The organism is Avibacterium paragallinarum, from assembly GCF_900450705.1.
GTDB classification, from domain to species: domain Bacteria; phylum Pseudomonadota; class Gammaproteobacteria; order Enterobacterales; family Pasteurellaceae; genus Avibacterium; species Avibacterium paragallinarum.
Genome location: NZ_UGHK01000001.1, coordinates 810,066 through 819,715 on the forward strand (window position 1 = coordinate 810,066; position 9,650 = coordinate 819,715).

The following is a 9,650-nucleotide window of genomic DNA, read 5'->3' on the forward strand; positions in this document are numbered from 1 at the left end:
ACAATATTGAAGGTTGGTGGTGGTTTTTAGTTATCGCCGTATTAGCATTTGGAGGATAAACAATGACACCAAAAAAACAAGATTTAGTGCGTGAAATTGCAACCCGTGCCAGTGCTGTGGATTATTGGGCATTTATGCACTATTTGCCTAACCCAGACCCTGTGTTGAAAAAAATGGGTAAAGATATTTCCGCCTATCGTGAAATTTTATCCGATAGCCACGTGGGCGGTTGTGTACGCCGACGTAAAGCTGCAATTAAAGGGTTAGAATGGCGACTTACACCAACAGGTAATAAAAAAGTCGATGAAATTCTGGCCGCACTTTTTGAACGCTTACCTCTCAACCATATCATTAACCAGATTTTAGATGCCACCCTCTTTGGCTATCAAGCTCTTGAGGTGATGTGGGCGGAAGAAAACGGCTTGTTATTACCTGCCGAGATTGTGGGTAAACCGCAAGAATGGTTTGTGTTTAATGAAGAAAATGAATTGCTACTGCGTGATAAAGAGGAGCGCGATGGTAAGCCTCTCCCTGAAATGAAGTTTTTACTTGCCACCCAGCAAGCAGATTATATGAACCCTTATGGCCGTGCCGATTTAGCCATGTGCTTTTGGGCGGCCACCTTTAAAAAAGGCGGGCTAAAATTTTGGCTCGAGTTTGTGGAAAAATACGGCAGCCCTTGGCTGGTGGGTAAACATCCAAGACAAACCCAGCCGCACGAAATTGAAGACTTGCTGGATAGTATGGAAAAAATGCTGGGAACTGCGGTTGCGGCTATCCCAAATGACAGCACCATTGAGCTGTTAGAAAGTGGTAGCAAAGGTGGCTCATCACAGGTGTTTGATGATTTCCTGCGTTATTGTAAATCAGAGATTGCTATTGCCATTCTAGGGCAAAATCAAACCACCGAAGCCGAAGCTAACCGCGCTAGCGCAACGGCGGGGCTTGAAGTAGCCAAAGCCATTCGCGATGAAGACGCGGCGATTGTAGAAAGCTGTTTTAATCAGCTTTTAAGGTGGATTTGCAAACTCAATTTTAATGTGGACACCTTGCCAACCTTTGAACTCTTTGAGCAAGAAAGTATTGATAAATTGCAAGCCGAGCGTGACCAATTGCTGGCGAGTATGGGGGTGCAATTTAGCGAGCAGTATCTCGCTCGCACTTATGGCTTTGAGCAGGGAGATATTACCCTAAAACAACAACCGTTACCGCAGCAAAGTGCGGCGCAAAAATCGGCAGAATTTAATGAGCCAGCTCCCACAATGCCACGCAATATTGCCGATGGCATTGTGGAACAGCTGGAAATTGAAGCAGAAAGCCACGTGGATAATTGGTTGCAAGCGGTACAAGATAAACTAGCATCGGCTGAAAGTCTTGAGGATTTTCGCACGCAATTAGATAGCCTTATCCCAGAATTAGATTTTAGCGAGTACGCCCAAGTCATGGCGTGGGCATCAACCAGTGCGGAGCTGGCGGGGCGTTATAGCGTCAATAAAGAAAGTAAAAAGGAACGCTAAATGGCAATAGAAAACGGTTTCACCTTTAAAGAGCAAGTGCGCTATTTTGAGAAAAAACTCAATTTACCCACTGACAGCTATTTAGATGTGTTAGGCGAAGAACACGACTATTTTTTTATGGTCGCAGGGGCAAATCGCAATGAAATCATCGCACAGTTTCGTCAAGCGGTGGATGATGCCATTGCACGAGGTGAAACCCTAGAAGGCTTTCGCAAGCGCTTTGATGAGATTGTGGCAAAAACAGGTTGGCAGTATAAAGGTGGGCGCAACTGGCGTACACGGATCATTTATGACACCAATGTGTATGGCGCTTATAACCGTGGGCGGTTAAAGCAGCATTTGGATTTAGCCGATGTGATGCCTTATTGGGAATATCATCACCACGACAACGCCCACCCACGTCAGGCGCATATTGATTTAGATGGCACCATTCGCCCAGCCAATGATCCGTTTTGGCGTTATTACTACCCTGTTAAAGCCTACGGTTGTCATTGTACCGTCGAAGCACACGATGAAGATGATTTAAGGGAAATGGGCAAGCAGGTATCACCTCCCGTGGAAATTGAATTTGAAGAGAAATTGGTTGGCGTGCGAAGTGGTAACCCAAGAACCATCAATCTGCCCAAAGGCTATGATGCAGGTTTTGCTCCGCATAATTTTGACAATCTCACCGCAAGCCGAAATCAATCGGTGGATGCGGTCTTAATGCAAAAATTAAGCCAGTCTGAGCCACGTCTTGCGAGCCGTTTGATTAATGATGTGATCAGTCAACGCCCGCAAGCGGTGGCAATGTTAAACACCGCAATGGCGGAGATGGTCGAAACTGTTACCAAAGAGAAAATGGCACGCGGTCAAATGAAATATGTGGGCGTGCTGTCTGATGAGGTCTTGACTAAGTTAGAGGTGCTAGACAAAGCTCCACAAAGTGCGGTGATTGCGGTGCGTGATCAAGATGTGTTACACGCTTTGCGAGATAACAAACAAGCAAAAGGTATTAACTTACCTGTTGAGTTTTGGAAACAGCTGCCTGAAAAGCTACGCCATCCTAAAGCGATTTTGCTCGAAAGCCAACAGAAGCAACCGACCTTAGTGTTTGTGCATGACACGGAACAAGGTAAGGTGGCAGTCAAAATGGATTATGACATTCAACATCGCGATCAACTGACGCAGAAAAAACAACGGGTAAAAGTGAATATGGTGAGAACGGCAAGTGTGATTGCTGATAAACGTCAATGGGAAAGCTTAAAAGGGTTTGAGGTTTTATGGGGAAACTTGGATTAATAGCCACAGTTTGCCTGATTCGAACAGGATAATACGGTAGTTGCCTAGCGTAACCTTTCCAGTAGGAAACCCCTGTGGCTAGTTAAACTATACCCCTAACTTATTTTTTAATCAATAGGAGAAAATAAAATGAACATTTTTGAAGAAGAACTTAAAGAAGCCGAATTAAAATTAAAAGCCCTAAAACTCGTACCAGAGTTTCAAGGCTTAATGATGGTTGATGCTCAATTTGTATTAAAACAAATTGAACTAATATTACTCAATTTTCAGACTGTTAAGAGTGATCAGGCGAAATTTGACGAAGTAGCTTTAAAACTTCAGGCTGAAATTCAGCGATGTCAGTTACGGCTGACTGAATAAAATCAGTATAAACATCGTTGTAGGCTTTATGCGAAAGGTTGAAATTATTACATTTCGCTGCTGCCAAAGTTAAAACTTGAGCAGTTAAAAGCTGTTCTAATAGTTCAGTTTGTTTATCTTTCATTTGAAAGTCCTTAAATTAAAGCGTGGCAACATTACCACGCTTTCTTTTTAATCCAATTTGCGAGGTAACACAATGATTAAAATTACCCTTGATGATACGCTACCCAAACAGCAGTTAGAGCGTATCGCACGCACCTTAAAAGCCCCGCGTAAGCTCTATGGTGTGTTGGGTGAAACCTTGAAAAAAATTCACGCCGAACGCTTTAAAAACGAAGTCGCTCCTGATGGCAAAAAGTGGCAAGCCCTTTCGCCCATTACCCGTCAAATTAAGGGTAACAATAAAATTCTAAGGCAAGATGGCTATTTGTCGCAGAAAACCGCTTACAATTATGATGATCATCACGTGGAATTTGGTAGCGATGCCAAATATGCCCGCCTACACCAATTTGGAGGCAAGATTGTACCGAAGAAAGCAAAACGGCTACGCTTTGGTAAAAGCAAGATTTTTGCCAAAAAAGCGGATATTCCTGCCCGCCCTTGGTTAGGGATAAACAAACAAGATGAGCAAAGATTGCTAAAAAAAGCCACCGCACTTTTACAGCGACAAATTGAGCAAGGGTTATAGTATTTAAAATCGTGCTTACAAAAAAGCGGATGCTTTTTTGAACATCGGCTATGCCGATGGGGCTAAAAGCCCGAGCAAATTTCGCTATTGCGAAAATTGCGAGTAAAACGTCCATAGCGAAGTTTTCTTTTTAAGTGGTATATTGCCTTACGTTAAATTTTTTGAACGCACTGTGAAAGTTTTGAACGGGGTTTGAACGACGTATAAAATACCATTTAGCCATTATTTCAAAATAACGCCATAATCGCGTGTTATGGCGTTTTTTATTTTTACCCTTATGCTGGGTCATCTTGTAAATTATCTCTTCTCTTTAAGCGGTCTTTAATGCCTCTTTAATCGCCTTTTGATTTAAGTGGAGTATTTTTTGGAATACCGCTGGGAAAATCACGCAAAAAAATCTTTAAAGGACTTTAAAATCTTTTTCGTCTCTCTTTCGTTACTCTATCGGTGTTTCAGCAAACAAGGACACCGATATGACCCTTATTGATATTTTTCGAGCAGGCTCTCGCCCTGACGCCAATGGCAATGTGGTGAACATTACCACGGAGTCGTTGCAACAGGCGATTGATGCCTATAACCCGCAATTCCACGAGTCCCCCGTGGTGATCGGACACCCTAAAGACAATCACCCTGCTTATGCGTGGGTGAAAGGCTTACAGCTCAACGGGGATACATTGCAAGCAGAACTGACCCAGATTGATCCTGATTTTGCCGAAATGGTACAGAATGGACGATTTAAAAAGGTGTCGGCATCTTTTTACTTACCTGATAGCCCGAACAACCCTGTTGCTGGCAAGTTGTATTTACGCCACGTGGGCTTTTTAGGTGCTGTACCACCTGCGGTAAAAGGCTTGCGTAATCCTGAATTTAATGAGGAAGAACAAGGCATCGTTGAGTTTAGCGATTGGGCGCAATCAAGCCTTTGGCGGCGACTACGGGATTGGGTGATTGGTAAGTATGGACAGGAGGAAGCAGATAAAGCCCTGCCTGATTATTTGGTGAGTTCGGTGCAAGAGGAAAGTATCCGTGAGGAGTATCGCCATACTGACGTCCTTGTTCCAGACTTTAATGAAAATAATGTGCAACCAGAAGGAGAACCCGCAATGAGTGCAGAAGAAAAAGCCGAGCTTGACCGCTTGCGTCAAGAAAATGAGCAGCTAAAAGCGACAAAAGCCAAAGCCGAAGCTGAAAAAGCCGAAGCAGAACTTAACTCAGCCAAAGCCGAGAATGCCAGTTTTGCCGAAGCCTTAATTTCGGAAGGCAAACTTGCCCCGAAAAATAAAGACAAGGTGGTGTCAATGCTCAATGCCATGACGGTGCAAGCCCAAGGTGGTGTCGTGGAATTTGAAGAGGGTGAAAGCCTTGTTCAGCAGTTTAAAGCCTATCTTAAAGACCAGCCTAAAGTGGTTGAGTTTTCAGAGGTAGCGACCAAAGACAAGGCCGCACAGCCTGCTGACGAGACGGTGGACTATGCCGAAGGCACAAGCCCAGCCAGCATTGATGCGGATAAACGCATTCGTGCTTATATGGGCGAGCACAATGTGGATTACACCACCGCATTTAATGCGTTATTTAACTAATTAACCAACAAGGAGCAATTTTTATGGCACTGGATTTATCAAAATTACGCGTACAAGACCCTGTACTCACCAATTTGGCTTATGGCTATCACAACAATGAACTGATTGGCGATAGCCTTATGCCTATCGTTGAAATCGACAAAGAAGCGGCAAAAATCCCGACATTTGGGCGTTTAGCCTTCCGTATTCCGACGACCACGCGAAGCCTACGCGGGGCATCTAACCGCTTAGAGCCTGAAGATTTGGGCGCGATTGATGTGGCACTGGAAGAACACGACGCAGAATATGCCATTGATTACCGCGAAAGCAATGAAGCCAGTTTTCCATTGCGTCAATACGCCCTAGGCGTTATCCAAGATGTGATTGCGTTAGACCGCGAAAAACAAATCGCCACCCTTGCGCAAAATGAGGCGAGCTATGACAGCACCAATAAAGTGGCATTATCTGGCACAAGTCAATTTAGTCACAAAGACTCCGACCCATTTGCCGTCTTTGACGCAGCAAAACGTGCGATTAAACGCACCATTGGGCATAAAGCCAATGTGTGCGTGATTGCAGGCGATGTGTGGGAGGTGCTGAAATCCCACCCGAAAGTGATTGAAAAAATTAAGTATGTGCAAAAAGGCGTGATTACGCCAGAAATTTTTGCGGGCTTAATTGATATTGACACCGTCAAAATTGGCGAGGCAGTTTATGAAGAAAGCGGTCAGTTAAAAGATATTTGGACTAAAACCGTGGTGTTGGCTTATGTGCCGAAAACCGCCGATAAGAAAGGCACGGTGTATCAGCCAAGTTTTGGCTATACCGTTCGCCGTCGTAAAGGATTATTTGTGGATACCTACCAAGAAAGCGGTGGCAAGTTAGAAGTGGTGCGTTGTACCGATATTTATAAACCGCATTTGGTGGGCAAGCCTGCGGGTTATTTAGTGAAAGACTGTATCGCGTAACCCCTTTAAACCGCATTTAAACGTCCTTTAAGTGCGGTTGAAAAATCCTAAATTTTGGAGAATGCAATGAACGAAAAATTACTTTACGCCGTGATTGGCGCAGTGGCTGTTTTGCATAACGGTAAACGTTATGAAGTGGGCGAAACCCTTGAACTCACGCAAGAAGAAGCACAAAACATCGCCTTGTATGTGGAACTTACCGAAAGCGGCAAAGTCAAGCTCGCCCAACAGCAACGCAATGCTGAGGAAGCACAACGTAAAGCTGAAGAAGCCAAAAACAACAAAGAAGCGACCACTAATACGGCGAATGCCAACACGGAAAATCAGGCATAAGGCGGCACAATGTACATTAATGCAGAGGATTTAAACGAGCTATTAAGTGAACGTGCCTTAATGGATCTTTCGAATGACAACAGCCGTGCCACAAGCATTAACTTTGCGGTGTTAGATAAGGCGTGTTTGTATGCCACGGAGATTGTCGATGGGTATTTGCGTTCGCGTTATGTTTCTGCCGCTGCATCAAGTGCCAACCCTTGTGCGTAATCTCTGTTTGCAACTGGCACGCTATTGGCTGTATTCACGCCGTCCTGATGGCAAAGGTTTTCCTGACCAAGTCAAAAGACAGTTATGCCCAAGCGCTGAAAGATTTGGAGCGTATCCAATCAGGCAAATTGCATTTAGGGCTGACCGAGCTTGTCGATACGATGACGACAATGTGCCTGCTGTACCGCGTTTTGTGGCACGAGCACCTGAAAAAGTGGATTTATCGGGGTATTAAAATGTCTGCCACCTTGCCGATTTTAACGAGCGTCCAAGAAACGCTTACTTGAGCGAATAGATCGCTTTAGCATTGAGCTTTTCCCCGATGATTTGGCGAATTACTACGTTAAAGACGAATACGGGGTCATCTTAGTGCAATACGCAGGCTCGAAGTTTGAAACCCAAGGTAGCACCGACCTTGTACATCAACGCCGTGATGTGCATCTTGCTTTAACCATTATTGCCCGTAGTCCAGCACGATGATAGCGGGGCATTAGAGGTGCTGGATAAGGTTCGCTGGCGATTGGGGCTTTCGCCCACTAATTGCGAACCTTGTGTATTAATTAGCGAAGAGTTCGCGGGTGAAGACGAAGGGCTTTGGCAATATCAACTGATTGTGCAAACCAGCACGTGGCAGGTGGAACAACGCGACCTGCAAAATTCACACAAATTTACCACCGCACTTTTACGCCGTGCGGATTCAACATTAAGGAGAAAAATATGGCTTTTCACCACGGAACTGGAAACCAAACGTGAAACAGGCGGATCTGTTCCCGTTCAAAACCGTTGATGGGGCGATTATTGGCATTGTCGGCACAGCCCCAATGGGAGCGGTAAACCAGCTTACGCTGTGCCAAACGAAGAAAGATTTTGCCCAATTTGGCACGCTTACAGGTAAAGGCTTCACCCTCCCTGATGCCTTTGAGATTTTAAGCCGTTATGCCAGTGGGCAGGTTTATGTGGTCAATGTGTTAGACCCCACTCGTCATAAAACCCAAGTCAATGATGAGGGTATTAACCCAAGACCCAAACACCTTAATTGCCGTAACGGAAAAAGCGGCATTGCTCACCTTAACGGTGAAAGCAAACAATGTGGCTCTCACTGAGGGGACAGACTACACGGTCAATATGCAAAACAGGGGAAATCTGCTTTAAAGCCAGCAAAACCAGCCTCACTGTGACCTATACCTATGCTGACCCAAGTAAGGTTACGGAAGAAGATATTAAAGGCGGCGTGGAAAGTAGTACGGGGCAACGCAAAGGCTTTGAGTTATTGCGTGATGGCTTTAATAAATTTGGGGCAGATGCCAAGGTGTTGATTTGCCCTGAGTTTGATAAAACGGCGACTTGTGCTGCCGCCCTTCAAGTGCTGGCGGAGCAACTAAAAGCGGTTGCCTATGTGCAATTGCCAAAAGGAACAACCCTTTCTAAAGCCATTGAAGCACGAGGTCCACTGGGTAACCTTAATGCCAAAGCCAGCTCAGAACGAGTACGCCATTTTTACCCTTATGTCACAGGAATGAGTGGTGGGCTTGAAAGTCTTGCCACGCACGCGGCGGGGCTGCGAATGAAAACCGATGTGGAACAGGGTTATTGGTTTAGTACCTCTAACCGCGAACTGTTGGGCGTGATTGGTATGGAAGTGCCATTAACGGCGCGTATTGATGACTTACAAAGTGAAACCAATCGCTTAAATGCCGTGGGGATTACCACGATTTTTAATAGCTTTGGCACAGGGTTTAGATTATGGGGCAACCGCTCAAGCTGTTTCCCAACGGTTACCCATATCATCAACTTTGAGACCGCCTTGCGTACAGGGGATTTAATTGATGAAAGCATTCGCCGTGCCGAGTTGCAATATATCGACCGTCCGATTGATGATGCGTTAATTGACAGCCTATTGGAAACCATTCGCACCTACTTAGGAACGCAAAAAAGCCTCGTAGGTTTTGAAGTGGGGCTCGATTACGACTACGACTTGGCAGATGCTTTTAGTCAAGGGCAGATCCCCTTGACCTATGATTACACACCAAAACTGCCAGCTGAACGCATTAGCAATCGCTCAGTGATGACGCGTAAATATTTGGTGAATTTGGTTGGTCAAAAATAATTAAGGAGCAAGAATGAGTACAGCAATTAATCAAATCGTCAATGCCAATGTGTATTTCAACGGTAACTCTTTGCTAGGTAAAGCCAAAGAAATTAAGGTTGCCGATATTGAGTTTGAACAAATTGAGCATAAAGGGCTTGGTTTAGTGGCAACCATTAAACTGCCAGCGGGTTTAAATGCCCTAGAGGGTGAAATAACTTGGGATAGTTTCTACCCTGAAGTTCGTGTACAAAATACTAACCCATTTAAACACCAGCAATTAATGATCCGCTCTAATTTGCAAGTATTTAACGCAATGGGCTTGGCAGAAGAAGCCCCATTAGTTACGGTAATGAATGTGCAGTTTAGTAAAACCGCAGGCGGAAGTTTTAAACCTAAAGAGGCGGTTGAGCTGCAAGATAGTTTCCAAATCTACAGCATTAAGCAGACCTTAGAGGGGAAAGAATTGCTCTACGTGGATACCTTTGCCAACATCTACCGTGTAAACGGACAAGATGTGTTGCAAAAATACCGCACCAATATCGGGCAATAAATTCTTAAAACTACTTTAAAAGAAATTTAAAGACGATTTCAGTAAACTCCTTAATGACGTTAAATAATAACCATTAAGGAGTTTTTTTATGTCTG

Annotated in this window: 11 protein-coding genes and 2 pseudogenes; all 13 read left to right on the forward strand. The window is 44.6% G+C overall.

From position 1 onward, the window contains the following. Positions 1 to 62: 62 nt before the first annotated feature. The 13 genes and pseudogenes from DXZ23_RS04300 to DXZ23_RS04350 all read left to right on the forward strand — a co-directional run bounded on the left by DXZ23_RS04300 (position 63) and on the right by DXZ23_RS04350 (position 9,555). Positions 63 to 1,517, forward strand: a complete 1,455-nt coding sequence (locus tag DXZ23_RS04300; protein WP_021724090.1) for a DUF935 domain-containing protein — start codon at positions 63 to 65, stop codon at positions 1,515 to 1,517. Then, the gene (locus tag DXZ23_RS04305; protein WP_017805323.1) at positions 1,518 to 2,798 is read left to right on the forward strand and encodes a phage minor head protein; all 1,281 of its coding nucleotides are present in this window, start codon (positions 1,518 to 1,520) and stop codon (positions 2,796 to 2,798) included. A 129-nt stretch (positions 2,799 to 2,927) separates the two neighbouring features. Continuing rightward, entirely contained in the window at positions 2,928 to 3,158 is a 231-nt protein-coding gene (locus DXZ23_RS04310; RefSeq protein WP_017805322.1) for a hypothetical protein, read from the forward strand. A gap of 196 nt (positions 3,159 to 3,354) precedes the next feature. Further along, entirely contained in the window at positions 3,355 to 3,846 is a 492-nt protein-coding gene (locus DXZ23_RS04315) for a phage virion morphogenesis protein (RefSeq protein WP_017805321.1), read from the forward strand. A 473-nt stretch (positions 3,847 to 4,319) separates the two neighbouring features. Further along, complete coding sequence (locus tag DXZ23_RS04320; protein WP_017805320.1) at positions 4,320 to 5,426, forward strand: hypothetical protein; 1,107 nt, start codon at positions 4,320 to 4,322, stop codon at positions 5,424 to 5,426. 23 nt (positions 5,427 to 5,449) lie between these two features. Beyond that, the gene (locus tag DXZ23_RS04325) at positions 5,450 to 6,373 is read left to right on the forward strand and encodes a major capsid protein (protein ID WP_017805319.1); all 924 of its coding nucleotides are present in this window, start codon (positions 5,450 to 5,452) and stop codon (positions 6,371 to 6,373) included. 66 nt (positions 6,374 to 6,439) lie between these two features. Then, positions 6,440 to 6,706 (forward strand): DUF7210 family protein, encoded by a 267-nt coding sequence (locus DXZ23_RS04330; RefSeq protein ID WP_017805318.1) that lies wholly within the window; start codon positions 6,440 to 6,442, stop codon positions 6,704 to 6,706. A gap of 9 nt (positions 6,707 to 6,715) precedes the next feature. Further along, a complete protein-coding gene (locus DXZ23_RS15795; protein WP_256593697.1) occupies positions 6,716 to 6,916 on the forward strand; it encodes a phage protein Gp36 family protein in 201 nt (66 codons plus the stop codon). After that, entirely contained in the window at positions 6,876 to 7,151 is a 276-nt protein-coding gene (locus DXZ23_RS15800) for a phage protein Gp36 family protein (protein ID WP_256593698.1), read from the forward strand. The genes DXZ23_RS15795 and DXZ23_RS15800 overlap by 41 nt, the downstream gene beginning before the upstream one ends. A 92-nt stretch (positions 7,152 to 7,243) precedes the next feature. Next, positions 7,244 to 7,396 (forward strand): Gp37 family protein, encoded by a 153-nt coding sequence (locus DXZ23_RS15805; RefSeq protein WP_256593699.1) that lies wholly within the window; start codon positions 7,244 to 7,246, stop codon positions 7,394 to 7,396. Between the two features lie 16 nt (positions 7,397 to 7,412). Continuing rightward, a pseudogene (locus DXZ23_RS15810) lies at positions 7,413 to 7,532 on the forward strand (Gp37 family protein); the annotation flags it as partial. Between the two features lie 101 nt (positions 7,533 to 7,633). Continuing rightward, positions 7,634 to 9,023 (forward strand): annotated as a pseudogene (locus DXZ23_RS04345) (phage tail sheath family protein). A 13-nt stretch (positions 9,024 to 9,036) separates the two neighbouring features. Then, complete coding sequence (locus DXZ23_RS04350) at positions 9,037 to 9,555, forward strand: phage major tail tube protein (protein ID WP_017807372.1); 519 nt, start codon at positions 9,037 to 9,039, stop codon at positions 9,553 to 9,555. The last annotated feature ends 95 nt before the right edge of the window (positions 9,556 to 9,650 follow it).

Coding starts and splice junctions, on each gene's coding strand:
- DXZ23_RS04300 (WP_021724090.1), top strand. CDS start 63: ATGACACCAAAAAAACAAGATTTAGTGCGTGAAATTGCAACCCGTGCC.
- DXZ23_RS04305 (WP_017805323.1), top strand. CDS start 1,518: ATGGCAATAGAAAACGGTTTCACCTTTAAAGAGCAAGTGCGCTATTTT.
- DXZ23_RS04310 (WP_017805322.1), top strand. CDS start 2,928: ATGAACATTTTTGAAGAAGAACTTAAAGAAGCCGAATTAAAATTAAAA.
- DXZ23_RS04315 (WP_017805321.1), top strand. CDS start 3,355: ATGATTAAAATTACCCTTGATGATACGCTACCCAAACAGCAGTTAGAG.
- DXZ23_RS04320 (WP_017805320.1), top strand. CDS start 4,320: ATGACCCTTATTGATATTTTTCGAGCAGGCTCTCGCCCTGACGCCAAT.
- DXZ23_RS04325 (WP_017805319.1), top strand. CDS start 5,450: ATGGCACTGGATTTATCAAAATTACGCGTACAAGACCCTGTACTCACC.
- DXZ23_RS04330 (WP_017805318.1), top strand. CDS start 6,440: ATGAACGAAAAATTACTTTACGCCGTGATTGGCGCAGTGGCTGTTTTG.
- DXZ23_RS15795 (WP_256593697.1), top strand. CDS start 6,716: ATGTACATTAATGCAGAGGATTTAAACGAGCTATTAAGTGAACGTGCC.
- DXZ23_RS15800 (WP_256593698.1), top strand. CDS start 6,876: ATGTTTCTGCCGCTGCATCAAGTGCCAACCCTTGTGCGTAATCTCTGT.
- DXZ23_RS04350 (WP_017807372.1), top strand. CDS start 9,037: ATGAGTACAGCAATTAATCAAATCGTCAATGCCAATGTGTATTTCAAC.